At 30.9% G+C, this 19,151-nt stretch carries 19 protein-coding genes; all 19 read right to left on the minus strand.

The window, feature by feature from the left end; translation table 11 throughout:
- Position 1: 1 nt before the first annotated feature.
- The 19 genes from H8R92_RS05625 to H8R92_RS05715 all read right to left on the minus strand — a co-directional run bounded on the left by H8R92_RS05625 (position 2) and on the right by H8R92_RS05715 (position 19,097).
- Positions 2-715 carry a Stp1/IreP family PP2C-type Ser/Thr phosphatase gene (locus H8R92_RS05625; RefSeq protein ID WP_022212297.1) on the minus strand — a complete coding sequence of 238 codons (714 nt, stop codon included), beginning with the start codon at positions 713-715 and terminating at the stop codon, positions 2-4.
- Positions 716-733: 18 nt separating this feature from the next.
- A complete protein-coding gene (rlmN, locus tag H8R92_RS05630; RefSeq protein WP_022212296.1) occupies positions 734-1,765 on the minus strand; it encodes a dual-specificity RNA methyltransferase RlmN in 1,032 nt (343 codons plus the stop codon).
- An 11-nt stretch (positions 1,766-1,776) separates the two neighbouring features.
- Positions 1,777-3,093: a 16S rRNA (cytosine(967)-C(5))-methyltransferase RsmB gene (rsmB, locus tag H8R92_RS05635; protein ID WP_186834933.1), complete on the minus strand. Its 1,317-nt coding sequence runs from the start codon at positions 3,091-3,093 to the stop codon at positions 1,777-1,779.
- A 10-nt stretch (positions 3,094-3,103) separates the two neighbouring features.
- Positions 3,104-3,796: a zinc metallopeptidase gene (locus tag H8R92_RS05640; protein ID WP_022212294.1), complete on the minus strand. Its 693-nt coding sequence runs from the start codon at positions 3,794-3,796 to the stop codon at positions 3,104-3,106.
- A gap of 25 nt (positions 3,797-3,821) precedes the next feature.
- Positions 3,822-4,748: a methionyl-tRNA formyltransferase gene (gene fmt / locus H8R92_RS05645; protein ID WP_022212293.1), complete on the minus strand. Its 927-nt coding sequence runs from the start codon at positions 4,746-4,748 to the stop codon at positions 3,822-3,824.
- 19 nt (positions 4,749-4,767) lie between these two features.
- Complete coding sequence (gene def / locus H8R92_RS05650) at positions 4,768-5,211, minus strand: peptide deformylase (protein WP_022212292.1); 444 nt, start codon at positions 5,209-5,211, stop codon at positions 4,768-4,770.
- 13 nt (positions 5,212-5,224) lie between these two features.
- Complete coding sequence (priA, locus tag H8R92_RS05655) at positions 5,225-7,423, minus strand: primosomal protein N' (protein WP_186834934.1); 2,199 nt, start codon at positions 7,421-7,423, stop codon at positions 5,225-5,227.
- A 60-nt stretch (positions 7,424-7,483) separates the two neighbouring features.
- Positions 7,484-8,671 carry a bifunctional phosphopantothenoylcysteine decarboxylase/phosphopantothenate--cysteine ligase CoaBC gene (coaBC, locus tag H8R92_RS05660; RefSeq protein ID WP_022212290.1) on the minus strand — a complete coding sequence of 396 codons (1,188 nt, stop codon included), beginning with the start codon at positions 8,669-8,671 and terminating at the stop codon, positions 7,484-7,486.
- Between the two features lie 4 nt (positions 8,672-8,675).
- Positions 8,676-8,894, minus strand: coding sequence for a DNA-directed RNA polymerase subunit omega (rpoZ, locus tag H8R92_RS05665; RefSeq protein ID WP_022212289.1), 219 nt, complete (start codon positions 8,892-8,894; stop codon positions 8,676-8,678).
- A complete protein-coding gene (gene gmk / locus H8R92_RS05670; protein WP_022212288.1) occupies positions 8,875-9,507 on the minus strand; it encodes a guanylate kinase in 633 nt (210 codons plus the stop codon). Before gmk ends, rpoZ begins: the two co-directional genes overlap by 20 nt.
- Positions 9,507-9,776: an extracellular matrix/biofilm regulator RemA gene (gene remA, locus H8R92_RS05675; RefSeq protein ID WP_022168019.1), complete on the minus strand. Its 270-nt coding sequence runs from the start codon at positions 9,774-9,776 to the stop codon at positions 9,507-9,509. The genes gmk and remA overlap by 1 nt, the downstream gene beginning before the upstream one ends.
- A gap of 13 nt (positions 9,777-9,789) precedes the next feature.
- On the minus strand, positions 9,790-10,671 hold the full coding sequence (locus H8R92_RS05680; RefSeq protein ID WP_186834964.1) for a YicC/YloC family endoribonuclease: 882 nt from the start codon (positions 10,669-10,671) through the stop codon (positions 9,790-9,792).
- 90 nt (positions 10,672-10,761) lie between these two features.
- Positions 10,762-11,895, minus strand: coding sequence for a DUF116 domain-containing protein (locus H8R92_RS05685; protein ID WP_186834935.1), 1,134 nt, complete (start codon positions 11,893-11,895; stop codon positions 10,762-10,764).
- 195 nt (positions 11,896-12,090) lie between these two features.
- Entirely contained in the window at positions 12,091-13,059 is a 969-nt protein-coding gene (locus H8R92_RS05690) for an asparaginase (RefSeq protein WP_186834936.1), read from the minus strand.
- Between the two features lie 204 nt (positions 13,060-13,263).
- Positions 13,264-13,692: a PBECR3 domain-containing polyvalent protein gene (locus H8R92_RS05695; RefSeq protein WP_022212284.1), complete on the minus strand. Its 429-nt coding sequence runs from the start codon at positions 13,690-13,692 to the stop codon at positions 13,264-13,266.
- A gap of 158 nt (positions 13,693-13,850) precedes the next feature.
- A complete protein-coding gene (gene spoIVA, locus H8R92_RS05700) occupies positions 13,851-15,329 on the minus strand; it encodes a stage IV sporulation protein A (RefSeq protein ID WP_186834937.1) in 1,479 nt (492 codons plus the stop codon).
- A gap of 122 nt (positions 15,330-15,451) precedes the next feature.
- A complete protein-coding gene (locus tag H8R92_RS05705) occupies positions 15,452-16,441 on the minus strand; it encodes an NAD(P)H-dependent glycerol-3-phosphate dehydrogenase (RefSeq protein ID WP_186834938.1) in 990 nt (329 codons plus the stop codon).
- 2 nt (positions 16,442-16,443) lie between these two features.
- The gene (der, locus tag H8R92_RS05710; protein WP_186834939.1) at positions 16,444-17,763 is read right to left on the minus strand and encodes a ribosome biogenesis GTPase Der; all 1,320 of its coding nucleotides are present in this window, start codon (positions 17,761-17,763) and stop codon (positions 16,444-16,446) included.
- Positions 17,763-19,097: a DUF512 domain-containing protein gene (locus tag H8R92_RS05715; RefSeq protein ID WP_022212280.1), complete on the minus strand. Its 1,335-nt coding sequence runs from the start codon at positions 19,095-19,097 to the stop codon at positions 17,763-17,765. The genes der and H8R92_RS05715 overlap by 1 nt, the downstream gene beginning before the upstream one ends.
- Between the last annotated feature and the right edge of the window lie 54 nt (positions 19,098-19,151).

The following is a 19,151-nucleotide window of genomic DNA, read 5'->3' on the forward strand; positions in this document are numbered from 1 at the left end:
TTTACACCTCTCCTCCAAATAGCAAGACAGTAATATTATCTTTTCCCCCTCTAGCTTTAGCTAAATCAACTAACTTTTCACATGCTTCATTAACGTTTTTATATCTATTAACTATTTCAACCATCTCTTCTTTTTGTACCTCATTGGATAGCCCATCAGAACATAATAAAAACATGCTACTTTCATTCTTATCAATATTAAATATATCTATTTTCACCGATGAATTAGTTCCTAAAGCTCGAGTGATAATATTCTTTTTCGGATGTACTCTTCCTTCTTCTTCTGTTATAGCTCCAGCATCTATGAGCTCTTGTACCCAAGAATGATCTTTCGTAACCTTTTTTATTTCATTACCCTTAATAGAAAAACAGCAGCTATCCCCTACATTTACCACTTGAATTATATCTCCTTTAATAAAACAACCTGTAATTGTGGTCCCCATCCCTTTACACTTATCATTTTTTTGAGATATTTCATATATTTCATTATTGGCATATTTAACTGAATTCAAAAGAAGATCTTCATTTTCTTCTGAATGCTCCATCAAATAGCGCATTATACTTTTTACAGCTAGATTACTAGCAATTTCTCCGGCATTATGTCCCCCCATGCCATCAGCAACTAAATAAATTTTAAATCGCTCATCTTCAATAAATGCTGCATAATCTTCATTTAGTTCTCTTACATTGCCAACATCACTCTTAATTCCAACCATACTGTTCCTCCAAATACACTATCTATTTTCTTCTAAATAACTTCGCCTTAGCTGGCCGCAAGCTGCATTGATATCTGTTCCCATTTCTCTCCTGACAGTTACTTCTATTCCATTATCTTTTAAAATTTCTTCAAATTCTAATATATTTTTCTTTGATGGCCTCTTTAATGTATTTTCCTTTATTTCATTTACTGGAATAAGGTTAACATGACATAGCATACCTTTTACAAGTTTAGAAAGAGATTTTGCATCTTCCTTACCATCATTTACTCCTGCCACTAGTGAATATTCAAAAGTTATTCTTCTGCCAGTCTTGTTTATATAGTACTCACAAGCTTCAAGTATTTCACTAATAGAGTATTTTTTTGCAATAGGCATAATCTCTCTTCTCTTTTCATCGCTAAAAGCATGAAGCGAGATAGCTAAAGTGACACTTAGTTCTAAATCTGCTAATTCATATATCTTTGGTACTATTCCACATGTTGATAGTGTTATATGTCTTTGACCTATGTTAAGTCCATATTCAGCATTAACAAGCTCTAAGAACTTAACAACATTATCATAGTTATCTAAAGGCTCCCCACTTCCCATAAGTACAATATTGGAAACTCTTTCTCCTAAATAATCTTGCGCCACCATTATCTCAGATAAAATTTCACCTGCAGTTAAGTTTCTTATTCTTCCTCCTAAAGTAGAAGCACAAAATTTACATCCCATTCTGCATCCTACTTGTGTTGAAATACAAATTGAATTTCCATGCTTATACTTCATAAGAACACATTCAATTAAATTTCCATCTTTAAAAGCTAATAATATCTTTTTGGTTCCATCTATTGATGATTCATATACACGCTCAATCTTTGGCATATCTATGATAAATGAATTTTCTAACCTTTCTTTTAGTGACTTTGGAATATTATTCATGTCATTAAAATTATATACTTTTTTATATATCCATGAAAATACTTGTTTTGCTCTAAATGCCGGTTCATTATTTTCCTTCATCCAGCTTTGTAATTCATCTAATGTATAATCTAATAAATTTAACATATGTCCACCTGCTATTTCTTAACTATCTTAGCAATATAGAATCCATCCATATATTCATTTGGAAGTATTGTTAATGATCCATCTGAATTATACACAAAGTTATCCATACTTCCTAAGAATATTTTTTCAACTTGTGCATCTTTGTGCTTATTTACAAACCATTCAACATTATCTTCATTTTCTTCTTTATTTAGTGTACATGTAGAATAAATCATAATTCCACCATTCTTTAAATATTGCCATGCATTTTCCATTATTTCTCTTTGAGTTGGAATTAACTCTTTTAATGACTTTCTTGTCTTATTCCATTTTATTTCTGGTTTCTTTCTGATAATTCCAATACCTGAACATGGAACGTCAATAAGAACCTTATCAGCTGATGATACATATAAAGAATCTATTTTTGTTGCATCCATCTCTTTAATTTCTATATTATTTAATCCTAATCTCTCAGCATTATCTTTAATTAAAGATAATTTATTTTCATGTAAATCAAATCCGTAAACTTTACCTTTTCCTTCTAATAATTCAGCAATATGTGTTGTTTTTCCACCTGGTGCTGCACATAAGTCTAAAACAGTATCATTTTCTTCTAAATCTAGAAGAGGTGCCACAAGCATTGCACTTTCATCTTGAACTGTTATTGCTCCCTCTATAAATAGTGGGTTACTTTCAATTGATCTTCCACCCCTAATGATTACTGCTTCTGGACAAGCATATCCTTCTTCAATATCATATCCCATTTCTTCAAGTCTATCATAAACTTCATCAAAATCAGACTTTGTGTTATTTACTCTTACAGTAACTTTTGGTGTTTGATTTAATCCACTTAATATTCTCTTACCATCTTTTTCTCCATATTGTTTATAAATCATTCTTATAAACCATGGTTCATATGAATATTGATATGCTAATCTATCAATTACTCCATTACTTACTTCTATATCATCTGGGTTTTTAGTGTAGCTTCTTAATATACCATTTACTAATTTCCCATTTTGCTCTGAAATAGATTTAGCTAATTCAACGGCTTCATTACATGCTGCAAATTCTGGAACCTTATCTAAAAAATGCATTTGATAAATAGCAATTCTTAATATATTAAGAACCTTTTTATCCATAAGTTTAATATCTTTAACAAAATTAGATATTATTGTGTCTAATGTATTTTTTCTTCTTATTGTTCCATAAACTAATTCTGTAACTAATGCTCTGTCTTTATCATCTAAATTTGTTTCGTTTAATTCCTTTGAAAGAACTAAGTTTGAATAAGCGCCCTCATCTAAAACTCTACTTACTATATTTAATGCAATTTCTCTACTGTTCATAAACTACCTCTTAATCGTTATTTCTATTATTTATTAATATAAGTCTTAACAATTGACTTATTGACATTAATGCTGCTGCCACATATGTCATCGCTGCAGCACTTAAAACCTTTTTTGCTCCTAATACTTCATTTTCTAAAAGGATAGATCTGCTTTCTAATATATCTAAAGCTCGTCTTGAAGCATTAAATTCAACTGGAAGTGTTATAAGCTGATAAAACACTGTAGCTGAAAAGAATATGATTCCTATAGTTGTTAGTTTAGGTATTGATAGGAATATTCCTAAGATAAATAATATCATAGATGCCTGACTTGCAAAATTAACCCCTGTAGCTATACTGGTTCTTAACACCAAAGGCTTATAGGCTTTTTGATGTTGTATTGCATGCCCTACTTCATGAGCAGCTATACCAGCTGCCGCAATTGAATTTCCATAAAAAATATCTCTTGATAATTTAATTAGTCTTTTGCTAGGATCATAATGATCTGAAAGTTCTCCTTCTGTAAGTAAAACTGGAACATTATAAAGACCTGCACCATCTAAGATCATTCTAGCCACTTGTTCTCCTGTGTAGCCGTTTGCCATACGTTGTTCTCTATATTTCCTATAAGTACTACTTACTTTACTTTGAGCCCAAAAAGCAATAATTACTGCTGGAATCAATATTAACATTGTTTTGTCATAATAAAAAGGATAGAACATCCAAAACTCTCCTTTCGTGATAAATCTATATAAGCTTTATTCCTTCTTCTATAGAATTACCATTTATATATTGTTCTATTGTTAAAGGCTTTCCATTAGGGAATTGCACCTTTTTAACTAATAATATACCATTACCACATGAAACTTTCATTCCTGTTTTATCTACAGATAAAACTGTCCCTGCTTCTTTATTTGAATCTTCATTTAAATAAGAACTTTCATAAATTTTCATTGTCTGTCCTTGATAACTTGTATGCGCTATCGGCCATGGATTTAGACCCCTAATTAAGTTATGTACTTCTCTTGAAGAATAATTCCAATCTATTTTTGCTATTTCCTTATTTAACATCTTAGCATAACATGTTTCACCTTCTTGCTTAATAGGTGTAATAGTACCTTTTTGCAATCCATCGATTGTATCTACTAAAAGATTAGCTCCTCTATCCATAAGGATATCATGTAATTCACCAGCAGTCATGTCTTCTGTTATATCAATTTCATCCTTTAAAAGCATATCTCCAGTGTCTAATCCTACATCCATAAGCATAGTAGTATTACCACTCTTTTTCTCACCATTTACTATAACCCAATTTAAAGGTGCTGCCCCTCTATACATAGGTAGAAGAGAGGCGTGAAGATTTATACATCCATAGGTTGGAATATCTAATACTTCCTTTGTAAGTATCTGTCCATATGCTACAACTATTATAAAGTCTGGTTTAAGCTCCTTTAAATATTCTATTGTCTCTTTATCTTCCTTTAGTTTTAATGGTTGAAAAACTTTAATATCATGTTCTACAGCCACCTCTTTTACTGGTGAAAAGGCCATTTTCTTTCCTCTTCCCTTTGGTTTATCTGGCTGAGTAAATACTGCTTCTACTCCATATTTTTCAATCAATCTTTTTAAAGAAGGAACTGCAAAATCCGGAGTACCCATAAATACTATCTTCATATCTCTCTTTATTCCTTTCTTATTTAACGTGGTCTATATATAATATACCATCTAAATGGTCATTTTCATGTAGTATTGCTCTTGCAAGAAGTTCTTCTCCCTCAAGGATAAACTCTTCTCCCTTTTCATTAAAAGCTTTAACTTTTACATAATTAGGTCTTTCCACTTCATGTGATTCACCTGGCAAGCTTAAGCATCCTTCATCTCCGCATTGACTTCCTGAAACTTCTAGTATTTCAGGATTTATAAATACCATAAGTCCGTTTTCATCACCAATATCTACAAGGAACATTCTCTTTAAAATACCAACTTGAGGCGCTGCTATTCCAACACCATCAGCCTTATACATAGTATCTGCCATATCTTGAAGAATAATCATTTCCCTTTTGCCTATTGCTTCAACTGGCTTACATTTCTTTCTTAATACTTCGTCACCTTTTACCCTTATATTTCTAATTGCCATTATTTTATTCCTCCTAACTTAAACTATTCGGATTTATATCCATACTTACTCTTATATCATTATATACGTTATTTGCCTTATCATAAAGTAAATCCTTAATACTTTTTGAAAACTTTGATGAAAATTCACCTTTCACAATAATCTGCCACCTATAATTTTCCTTAATTTTATATATTATGCAAGGTGTTGGGCCTAAAACTTCTAAACCTCCAAACTCTTCAGCTTTTTCCTTAACCTTTTTCCCTAGAAAAATCATCTGTTTTTTCAATTCATCTTCATTTTTTCCAATACCATTAATTAATAATATTCTTCCAAAAGGAGGATATCCCATCATAGCCCTTATGGTAAATTCCTTTTCATAAAAATCTTCATAATCATATTTCTTGGCATATTGAAGGCTGTAATGTTCTGGAGTATACGTCTGAACTATTACCTCTCCCTCTTTTTCCCCTCTACCAGCACGCCCTGCCACTTGCGTAATTATCTGAAAGCTTCTTTCTGCTGCCCTATAGTCTGGTAAATTTAAAGACATATCAGCTGAAAGTATTCCTACTAATGTAACATTAGGAAAGTCTAAACCTTTAGATACCATTTGAGTACCAATTAAAATATCAGCTTCTCCTGCTTTAAAAGCATTATAGATTTTTTCATGAGAATCTTTCGCCCTTGTAGTATCAACATCCATTCTTAATATTTTAGCATTTTTTAAATATTTTCGTACTTCTTCTTCTACTCTTTCTGTACCAGCACCAAAAAATTTTACATATTTGCTTCCGCACTTTGGACACAAATTAGGCTGTTTCTTTGTTTTACCACAATAATGGCACACAAGGAAACCATTTTTGTGATAAGTCATTGATATATCACAATTTTCACAATCAAAAACATATCCACAACTTCGACATGATACAAAGGTGGAAAAACCTCTTCTATTTAAAAATAAGATAATTTGTTCTCCCTTTTCTAACTTCTGTTGCATACTAGCATATAATCTTCTACTAAAAATTGATTTATTACCACTTCTAAGTTCTTCTCTCATATCCACTAGTTTCATTTCCGGCATAGGTCTATTATCTATTCTATGATTTAGTTCCACCAACTTCATTTCACCACTAATAGCTCTATAATAACTTTCAATTGTTGGTGTGGCAGAACCTAAGATAACTTTGCACCCTTTCAGCTTTGATATAAATTCAGCTACTTCTTTTGTTTGATACTTAGGATTTTGATCAGACTTATAAGTGTTTTCATGTTCTTCATCTATAATAATAAGTCCTAATTTTCTTGCTGGAAGGAATATGGCACTTCTTGCTCCTATAATCAATGATGCTTTTCCTTCTTTAACCCTATACCACTCATCGAATCTTTCTCCATCAGAAAGCTTGCTATGAAACAAAGCTACATTGCTACCAAATCTACCTTTGAACCTTTCAATCATCTGTGGTGTAAGGGCAATTTCCGGAACTAATACTATAGCTGATTTTCCTTCTGTGAGTACTTTTTCAACAAGCCTCATATATACCTCAGTTTTACCTGAACCAGTAACTCCTTTTAACAATATCAAATTTTCTTCGCTATCTTCAATTGCTTCAATGGCCATAGACTGCTCTGCTGTTAATTTTTTTTCTACGTCCTTATTATATTCCCTAGTGTTATATCTAAATACAATCTCCTTTTCACTTTTTATAAGCCCATGCTCTATAAGCTTGTTAAGTTTATAAAGAGAAACTCCATGCTCCTTAGTAAGCTCACTTTTAGTGTATTTCCCTGTATTTCTTTTTATAAAATTAATTACTTCTAGATAGCCATCACTATTTTTTATACTTTCAAGATTATCATCTATATAAACAATTACGCTCCTACTTTTACTTTTAGCTCCTTTTAATATTCCAACTGGAATAAGTAGTCTTATGGCATCAATATATTTACAAAGATATTCTTCTCTTAAGAAATTAATAAGCTTAAGATCCTCTTCTGTTATAACTGGCTCTTCATTTTCAACAGAAAGTATGTTCTTTATTTTAAAAGAAACCTTTATTTCTTCTTCTTTCAAATCTAAAATAAATCCTTCTACAGGCTTACTCCTAACTCCAAAAGGAACTCTTACCATTTGCCCCACTTTAACTTTTTGTTCCATATCTAAAGGTACTTTATATGTAAATGGTCTGTCAATTTCAATTGCTTCACTATTTAATATTATTTCTGCATACAAATTTAAAATACCACCTTTATATTGGTTTAAATACTTTCTATTATATAAAGAAAAGCGCAGTTAGCGCTTTCTTAAAATCATATCAAATATGTTGCAAGCTACCTCAGATTTACTCATTTTATCTAAATTCAAAGTTTCCCCATCCTTTGATAAAATTGTAACCCTATTATCCTCACTACCAAATCCAGCATCACTTGCAGTAATATCATTTGCTACAATATAATCTAGATTTTTCTTATGAATCTTTGTTCTTGCGTTTTCTATAACATTATTGCTTTCAGCTGCAAAGCCAACTAATATCTGTTTACTTTTTCTTTCACCTAGTTCTCTAAGAATATCACTATCCCTTGTAAGGACTAAGTTCCAGCCACCTTCAGATTTTTTAATCTTCTCCTTGCTATATTCCAGTGGCTTATAATCTGCCACTGCAGCTGATTTAATAACAATATCTGAATCATTGTATTCAGATAGCATAGCTAACTTCATTTCTTCATTAGTATTAATTTTAATGGTCTTTATCCCTTTAATTGTCGGTAAATTTGTTGGACCAGATACTAATATCACATCAGCCCCTCTATCTCTTGCTTCTTTAGCAATTGAATATCCCATCTTTCCTGTTGACCTATTTGTTATAAATCTTACAGGATCTATAGGAGCTATTGTTGGTCCTGCACTTATTAGCACTTTTTTACCAACCAAATCTTGTTCTTTATTTTTAAGTTCAACTAAAACCCTCTCTACTATATCAGAAACATCAGCAAGCTTACCTACGCCTATATCTCCACAAGCTAATCTTCCACTACCTGGCTCAATAAAACCATATCCGTAGACTTTTAACTTTTCAATATTCTCCTGTACAATTCTATTCTCATACATATTGGTGTTCATAGCAGGCGCAAATATAACTTTAGATTTACAAGCCATTATAGTTGTTGAAAGCATATCATCTGCTATGCCATTTGCAACTTTTCCTATAATATTAGCTGTAGCTGGTGCAATTAGCATTAAGTCTGCTCTTTGAGCCAATGAAATATGTTGTATTTCATGAACCTTTATCTCTTGAAAGGTATCTACTGCTACAGCATTATTGCTTAAAGATTGGAAAGTTATTGGATTTATAAATTTCGTTGCTGAATCTGTCATTATAACCCTTACATCTATATCCTTCTTTTTTAAAGCGCTGATTATATCTAATGCCTTATAAACAGCTATACCACCTGTTACACCAATTACTACACATTTTTTCATAAATCTACTCTGTTACCTCTTCATTTTTATGATAGCTTACTGCTCCTTCTTCAACTTCATGTATAGCAAGTGTTAAAGGTTTTTTTGATTTATTTGTAGTTAATGGCTCACTGCCATCTATTATTTGTCTAGCTCTTCTAGATGTTACTATTACTAAAGAGTATCTATCTTCTACCTTTTCTAAAAGTTCTGTTATTGATGGATTAATCATAGAGTTGTTCATGAATCAAGCCCTCCTTGGAATCTAATATTGTTTCTTTTATTCTATCTACTCTACATTTTTCTGCTGCTATAATACCTTCTATTTTCTTAGAAGCAAGATGTACTTCATCATTTACTACTGCATAGTTATATTTAGATACATAGTTTAATTCTTGATATGCAGATTTAAATCTTGTCATTAATGACTCAGGAGTTTCACTTCCCCTTTTAATAATTCTTTGTTTTAATTCTTCCATTGATGGAGGAAGAATAAAAATGAATACACCCTCTTCAAAGTTTTCTTTTACTTTAAGCGCACCTTGAATATCTATTTCTAAAATTACATCAATACCCTTTGATAGCATTTCTTCAACCTTAGACTTAGGTGTTCCATAATAATTTCCATATACTTCAGCATATTCAAGGAAATCATTTTGTTCTATTCTTTCAACAAATTGTTCTTTAGTAGTGAAATGATAGTTTACACCATCAACTTCTCCTACTCTTGGCTGTCTAGTTGTTGCTGATACAGAAACATATAATTCTTTATGCTTCTCAACTAGAGCTTTGCATATAGTACCTTTACCTGCACCAGATGGTCCAGATATAACGAGTAATAATCCTCTCTTATTCATTATTCATCAACCTCATCTATTGCTTCTTCTTTAGTAGATAATCTATGTGCTATTGTTTCAGGCTGAACAGCTGATAATATTACATGATCGCTATCAGTAATTATTACAGCTCTTGTTCTTCTACCAAAACTTGCATCAATTAGCATCCCTCTATCTCTAGCTTCTTGAATAATTCTCTTTATGGGTGCTGATTCCGGACTAACTATTGCAACTAATCTATTTGCAGAAACAATGTTTCCAAAACCTATATTAATTAACTTTATCCCCATGATTCTCCTCCTATTATTCTATATTTTGCACTTGTTCTCTAATTTTTTCTAAAATATTTTTTATATCAATGACTATATTAGTCATTTCCATATCACATGATTTTGATCCTATAGTGTTTGTTTCCCTATTCATTTCTTGAATAATAAAATCTAATTTTCTACCAACAGGCTCTCTTAACTCTAAAGTTTGTCTTACTTGCTGAATATGACTATTTAATCTGATAATTTCTTCATCTATTGTAGATTTATCAGCAAAAAGGCATATTTCTGTAGCAATTCTACTTTCATCTATTTCCATTGAACCTGAAAGCTCTTTTAGCCTTTCTTCTAACTTCACCTTGTAGTTTTTAGGAACATTGTCTGCTAAAGAATTTAAGTCAGATACTAAATTTTCTATCTTACTAATCTTTAGAAGTATATCTTCTTTAAGTTTTTCTCCTTCAACTTCCCTCATTTTTATCATCATTGCTAATGCTTCTGATATTAAAGGTGTAAGTTCTTCAGAGATCTCATCGATTTTATCCTCTTCTTCTACCATAGTGATAACTTCAGGAAATCTTGCTATCTGAGTTACTGTAACATCATTTTTCACACAAAGGTTATCTTCAATTTGTTTTAAGCAATTTAAATACTCCTGTGCTAATTTTAAGTTTAATTTTGGAACTTCCTGACCATCAGAATATGATTTTAGATTAATAAACACATCTACCTTTCCTCTTGAAAGTGATTCATTTATTCTTTTTCTTATTTCTTCCTCTAAAGAAATAATACTTTTAGGCATTCTGATATTAATATCTAAATATCTACTGTTCACACTTTTCATTTCTACAGTAAAAAATCTTTTTTTACCTTCTTCGCTACTGCTTCTTCCAAAGCTAGTCATACTTTTTACCATAACTTTGCTCACTAACCTTTCTTCCTGATAGTAAATAGTTTATATTCATACTTTTTTTATGTCAATATTTTGTTAACAAATTGTTCATATTTACTTTGAAATCTTTATAAATTTTTCTCTAAACACAGAATAATTTATTTCTGCAGGCACATCTTTTTCACACCAATGATGAGCACATCCACAATACTCTAAAACTACACATTGTGGTATAAATTCCATTCTTATTGCTTTCCATCCACCAGCTAATAAATTTAATATACAAGCAATACCTACAACACCTATTTCATTTTTTCCTCTAATGTCAAAGAGAGATGTTTGATGTGGAATTATCCTGCTATCAAAACCTTTACTCTCTCCTATTAATGTAATAGTTCTTACAGAACACCTCTTATTACACTTCATACACTTAAATCCTTCATTGATCTTTATAGCTTTACAAGTTTCTTTATCTTTTCTCATGCATGAAGGTAAATACACTCGCTTTTCCTTGCAATTGACAAAACTCTCTTTATATACATCATTCATAATTTCTGCACCAATCATATTTAAATAATACTGATTTTTACTTCTTCCACAAAAAATTATGTCTTCCTTACCCTTATGAGCTTCTTTATAACTATTCAGATAACTATCTACATTGCTTAAATAATTACCTAATTTATTCTCACATATGCTACACATCCATTTTGCTATCTCTTCACTATATATTAAAAATTCTTCTACAAATTCATTATCCTCTGCCTCCAGGAATAAGTACCACCCCTTTATTCTCTTAAGCTCTTCTTCAAAATCTCCTACTGCTTCCATCCATCTAATTACTAAATAAAAATCATAAAGAGTATAATTATTTATTCCTTTTTTCTTCTTTGTAAGCACTCTATTGATTAATATTCCTCTTAATTTATCAATAAAAGGCCTAAATTTTTCACTAGCCTTTCTAAGCCCATTAAGACTTACATATAAATGAACAGACTTATTCATAAATGCACGTCCATTATCCATATATTCAAGCATAAGTACTCCTATAAGTAAAATTTCTATAGAATACTCTTCTCTGCTTCTAAGGCTTTCAATTTTATGTTCTTCTATATACCTCATATAGTCAGCTAAAAAATCTTCACCTGTAATAATTATATTTTCCAATATTCTTTTTGATATTTTCCTAGCTGTTTCATAGTATTTTTTTGATTTTTTTTCTTTTCCTTTTAGGTCATACGTAACCAAGATAAACACCCCCCTTTTATATTACCATATTATGTAAAGATAAATTCAATAAAATCTTTTGAATTTTATTGAATTTTTTCTATTTTTAAAGAAATATTATAGAAATAAAAGTCATAATAGATTTATTCATAAAACAATCTATTATGACTTATTTGTCAAATATAACTATAATATTAAAAATTATTTTTTATCTCTTTAAAATACTTTAGCAACTTCATGAATATTCATTCCACTGTTAATTGCTAATATCAGCTTGATTCTTGCTTTTTGCCCTGGAAGAGTATCCCCAAATATAACGCCTAAATTCTTTAATTGCTTTCCTCCACCTTCATATCCATATGACTCAAAAACTCTTCCTTCAAAACATCTTGAAACTACTACCACTGGAATTTCAAGTTCAATAGCTTTTTTTATACCCTCTACCATCTTTGGTGGTACATTTCCCCTACCTAAAGCTTCTATTACTATTCCGCCGTAGCCCTTTTCAATCAAATAATCTATGTAGCTTGAATCCATATCTACAACACATTTTATAAGAGCAACCTGTTTTTCAATTTTTGAAACATCATATTTTTCTAAATGATTGGCATCTCTATAAAAAATAACATTATCATTATCAACAATACCTATTGGTCCAAAATTTGGTGTTCTAAAAGCATTAAGAGCCATTGAATTTGCTTTTGTAACTTCTGAAGCAGAGTTCAATTCTCCATTAAAGCAAACTAACACCCCTCTTCCTACAGCTTCATCAGAAATAGCTGTACAAATCGAAGTTGCTAAATTAAAAGGACCATCATATCCAAGTTCAGAACCACTTCTCATAGCCCCTGTAACCACTACTGGCTTTTTTGTTTTCACAGTAAGATCTAAAAGATAAGCAGTTTCTTCAAGAGTATCTGTTCCATGAGTTATTACAACACCATCTATATCATCTCTTTCAACAAGTTCCGTAGTAAATTCACTTAATTTAAGCATTGTTTCCAAAGTCATATGTGGTGATGGCATACTTGAAAAAGTATATGCTTCAATTTCTGCATAATCCTCTACTCCTGGAATCATAGACATAATTTCATCCGCAGACAGGCTTGGCACAGCTGCTTTTATCTTCTCATCTATTTTCATAGATATTGTTCCGCCATTAAATATTATTGCTATCTTTTTCATGTTCTTCCTCCATCTTATACTTTAGTTATCATAAATTTCATCTCTATATCAATCATACTTTGATTATTGGCAGGTCGGCTTGTCCTGCATCTCTGTTTACTGATAGAATTCATTATATCAGCGTATGAGGAGCCATTTCTCACCTCAAAAATCAAGCATTGCTAAATTTAAAATTATACTATTGTCTTAAATTAAATTATATATTTATATAATATAAAATTCAACCATTTTAATATCTTCTCTTATATCAATTAATTTTCTACTTTTAAGCTTACTATTAATTTTCTCTTCACTGATAGGATACATAGTTGCAACATATATATATTTTTTCTCTCTATCTATTTCAATACCTACAAGGATGCTCCTATACATCCTTTTTATTATTTGCACAGCAGTCTGTCCCCTTTTATTAGTATATACTCCTATATAATCTGGTTTTTCAATTATATCTCTCATCCACATTATGATGGTATCATTTGACCTTGTATTAAATTGCTTTCCATGCCTCTTATTAATATGCTTTAATACACCTGGAGAAGCATATATTATTCCAGTGAAATCTATACCTATCATATTGGCGATATGACTTTTTAAATATCCTACTCTTTTATAGGTACAAAATCTGCTATCCATAATATCCCTCTTAACTTTTTATATTAAGCACTTTATAGTATCTGCTTAATATATTTTATTCAATATAGGTATATTATTTACTACTTTTTAATCTTAATTTTATAAAATCAAATAATCTGCCACTTTATTTAAGCAACAGATTATTTATATACACTTTGCTATAAAATAATGCAGATTAATCCACCACTGCCTTCATTTATAATCTTCTGCAATGTTTTTTGAATTTTGGTCTGAACATCTTCTGGCATTTTATATAATTTATTTTGTAACCCTTCTTTGACCAATACTTCTAAAGATTTTCCAAACATATTGCTTTGCCATAATGATGCTGGATCCTTATCATACTGATCCATTAAAGCTTTTACTAATTCTTCACTTTCTTTTTCTGAACCCATTATAGGACTTATTTCTGTCTTTATATCAGCTTTAATAAAATGTAATGATGGTGCACTTGCTTTTAACTTCACGCCAAACTTACTACCCTGCTTAACTATCTCCGGCTCCTCAAATGACATTTCAGATAATTGTGGTGCTACAAGTCCATAGCCTGTTTCCTTAACATCTATCAATGCATCCTTTATCTTGTCATATTCCTTTTTAGCTGCATTTAATTCTTTTATTAATACTATTAAATCACTTTCTGATGATACATTAACATCACAATTTTCACTTAATACCTTATAGAATATGTCTTCACTAGGCTTTAAAAGCATTTTAGCTGTTCCATCCCCTAAATTAATTTGCTCTAAAGCAGACGATCCTAAATTTTCTGTATTTTTAGCTTCATTAAATATTGGTTTAATATCCTTAATCTTATTAATATTTTGACACATTCCCTTAATAATCTTAAAGAATTCTTTTTTCAACCAGTGATCAGGACTTAATTTTTCAATCCACACAGGCATATCTATATTTATCTCTTTAACTGGGAATTCAGTAAGTACTTGATTAAATAATTTTTCTATATCTTTTTCTGTCATATTAAATACATCCATAACCTGTACTGTTACGTCATATTTTTTTTCAAGATCATTTTTTAAGCTTTCTGTTTCAGGGGAATTTATGTTTTTAGTATTAAGTACAACTACAAAAGGCTTATTGATTGATTTAAGCTCTTCAACTACTCTTTCTTCAGCTTCCACATAATCTTCTCTTGCAAGGCCTGTGATACTTCCATCAGTAGTTACTAAAAGTCCTATAGTTGAATGATCTGTAATAACCTTTCTTGTTCCTATTTCAGCTGCATCTTCAAAAGGTATTTCATATTCATACCATGGGGTATTAACCATTTTAGGTTCCTCATCTTCTAAATATCCTAAAGCCCCTTTAACAATATATCCTACACAGTCAATTAATCTTACCTTAAATTTCACATCATCATCTATAGTTATTTCAATAGCTTCATTAGGTACAAACTTGGGTTCTGTAGTATGAATTGTTTTTCCTGATCCACTTTGTGGAAGTTCATCTTTAGCTCTTTCTTTTTTATAAGTATTATTTATCTTAGGTATTACCATGGTGTCCATAAATTTCTTGATGAATGTTGACTTCCCTGTCCTTACAGGACCAACAACACCTACATATATGTCGCCTTGAGTCCTTTCTGCAATGTCTCTGTATATGTTGAAACTATCCACAAGTATACCCCCTTTTATTTTTAACACTATATATATATTCTATTTTGAAAAAAAGTATACTGTTTTGTATTTTTTATTTAAAAAAACAGCTACAAAATTCAATGATTTTGTAGCTGTTTCATCTAATATGTTTCTGATTTCTTATCTCTTTGTAAAAGCATATTTACCATTTCTTTAGCATTCTTGCCCTTAAATAACACTTGGTATAATGCATCAGTAATTGGCATTTCAATACCCAATTCTTCTTTTAATTCATAGAATGCTTTGCATGCTTTAATGCCCTCAACAACCATACCTGTTTCTTCTACAGCTTCTTCCATGGTCTTTCCTGTACCAATAAGATAACCAGCTTTCCTATTTCTAGAATGTACACTTGTACAAGTTACTATTAAATCTCCCATACCTGTAAGACCTAAGAATGTTTCAATCTTTCCACCTAACTTTAGTCCCACTCTTACAATTTCAGCCATACCTCTTGTCATTAATGCTGCTTTTGTATTATCTCCATATCCAATACCATCACATACACCTGAAGCCAAAGCTATTACATTCTTTATAGCTCCACCTATTTCAACACCAATAATATCATCATTAGTATATACTCTAAATTCTGTAGTCATAAATAAATCTTGTACTTCTTCGGCATATTTCATATCATGTGATGTAGTTAATACTGTTGTTGGAATTCCAAAAGCTACTTCTTCAGCATGACTTGGACCTGAAAGGATAACTACTGGATTTGATAGTTCTTCTTCAATAACTTCCGCTAAAGTTTTATTTGTTCCTTCCTCTATTCCTTTTGCTATACATATTACAGGAACAGATTCTGGTATCTTTCCCTTAAGGCTATTTGATACCACTCTTATAACATGAGAAGGAACAGCTAAAACTACATATTCACATCCATTTAATGCAGCATCTTCATCATTATAAGCAATGACATTTTTAGGTATCTTTAAACCTTTAATATATTTATCGTTTTTCCCACTATTTATATCATTTACAACATTAATATCTCTATCAAAAATAGAAACATCATTTCCTTTGTTTGCTAATAAAATAGCTAGGGCAGTTCCAAAACTACCTCCACCTAAAAAAGCCACTTTACTCATAATTATTTATCCTTTCTTTCTCTATATTCAATTTGAATTCCAGTTCCACTGAAATCAAAGCTATCTCTTAATCTATTTTCTAAATATCTTTCATAAGAGAAGTGTCTTGCATTTACATCGTTAACAAAGAATACAAACTTTGGTGGCTTTGTAGCTACTTGTGTAGCATAATAAACCTTAAGTCTCTTTAATGCAACTACCGGAGGCTCTTTCATTAAGATTGCCTTACTTACTACATCGTTTAATATACCAGTTCCTATTCTCTTATTGTAGTTATCGTAACATTCTTTAGCTACTTCTAATACCTTATGTGTTCTTTGACCAGTTTTAGCTGATATAAATAAGTATTTTGCATAGCTTAAGAATTTTAAACTACTTGCAAGGTCTTTCTTGTAGATATCCATAGTTTTATCATCTTTTTCAATAAGATCCCACTTATTTACTATAACCATTATTGCTTTTCCTAACTCATGAGCATAACCAATTATCTTTTCATCTTGCTCTGTAACACCTTCAGTTGCATCTATCATAAGTATACATACATCTGCTCTTTCTATGGCAGCATAAGTTCTAATAACTGAATATCTTTCAATTTCTTCTTTAACTTTGCTCTTTCTTCTAAGACCAGCAGTATCAATAAGAGTAAATTTACCAAATTCAGTTTCAAGCTTACTGTCTATGGCATCTCTTGTTGTGCCAGCAACATCTGAAACTATTAACCTTTCTTCACCTAATAATTTATTAATAAGAGAAGATTTTCCAACATTTGGTTTACCTATCATAGCAATTTTTATATCTTCTTCTTCCTCTTCACCAGTTGATTCCTCTTCAAAATTTTCAACTACTCTATCAAGCATATCTCCAAGTCCTAATCCTTGAGATGCTGATATAGTTATTGGATCACCTATACCTAAATTATAGAATTCCCATGCATTATCTTCCTCTTTCAAAGAATCAACTTTATTAACAACAAGAACTATCGGCTTCTTGCTTTTTCTAAGCATTGTTGCAACTTCATGATCTGCTGCTGTAAGCCCTTCTTTACCATCAACTATAAATACTATTACATCAGCTGTTTCAATGGCTATATTTGCCTGCCTTCTCATTTGAGTTAAGATGATATCTTGATTTTCTGGTTCAATCCCACCAGTATCAATCATTGTAAATGTATGACTTAGCCATTCTGCTTCTGCATACACTCTATCTCTTGTAACACCTGGTGTATCTTGTACTATTGAAATTCTCTTTCCTGCTAATTTATTAAATAATGTAGATTTACCTACATTAGGTCTACCTACTATAGCTACTATTTGTTTTGCCACTATTTTTCCTCCTGACAAGCTTTATTTATTATATCAACTAAATCTTCACCTGTATGATCACATACAAGAACTTTTACATTTAGCGCTTTTTCAATTTCTTCTAATCTAGTATCATCAAGCATTATAAAGTCAGCTGGCGCTAGTTCATATCCTTTTCTAAACATGTTACTAGACATTATTAAATAATCGCTGCTTATTTTATCTTTAATTTGGTTAATAATATCTCTACCAGTTAAAAGTCCTGTTACTGTAATAGATTCGCCAAAAAAATTATTAGTTATTTTATATGTATCTATCTTGATATTATTATTAGCTTCCATAATTTTTGCAACTCCACTAGAAACTTCATTGTAAGCTAGCTTTCCTGTTGCTATACTAAAAGTTCCCTTTATATCCTTCTTTAAGTGTCCTATACTGTTATTGATTGATTCTCTAAAGCATCTAATCATACCTATTCCATCTTCAATTTGAGCGTACCCCTTATAGAATTCTTCATCTGGTACATCTATTCCTGCAACCAAATAGAATTCATCAGAAAATCTTACAAAAGGATCACCTATATCCTCCATAAACTTTTCTTGGAATTCCATAACCATTTCTAGTTCCTTTTTGGCTGTTTCCTCTGTAAAAGTCTTAACCTGCACTAATCCTTCTCTGTATTTAGTTACACCTATAGGTACTACTGCAATATTTTCTACTGCCGGATATAACTTATATAAGTCTTCTATTGTCTTTCTAAGCTCTTCACCATTATTTACTTCTGGAATAAGTACTATCTGACAATGCATTTCAATACCAGCATCACTTAGACGTTTAAGTCTTTCATAAACTCGCCCTGCAAACCTATTTCCAAGCATCTTAACCCTTAGTTCTGGATTTGTTGTATGTACAGAAATATTTATAGGACTGATTCTATATCTTATTATTCTCTCTATATCTTCATCCTTCATATTTGTTAATGTAACAAAGTTACCTTGTAAGAATGAAAGACGTGAATCATCATCCTTAAAATATATACTTTCTCTCATTCCCTTTGGATTTTGATCTATGAAACAGAACATGCATTTATTACTACATCTTTTGGCTTTATCCATTATTCCTCCGCCAAATTCTAATCCTATTTCTTCACCATAATCTTTTTCTATCTCATATTCCCAAACTTCTCCATCTGGTTTTTGAATTTCTAAAACTATCTCTTCATCTGCAGTTAAAAACCTGTAGTCAATAATATCAACTATCTTTTCTCCATTAATTGATAATAGAATATCATTTACTTCAATGCCGACTTCTTCAGCAATACTATCAGGCATTACACTAGTTACTACATTTTTCATATATTTCACTCCTATAATTACCTTTCTACTCTATGATATATTAACTCAATTATT

It is taken from the genome of Clostridium lentum, assembly GCF_014287815.1.
GTDB lineage: Bacteria > Bacillota > Clostridia > Clostridiales > Clostridiaceae > Clostridium > Clostridium lentum.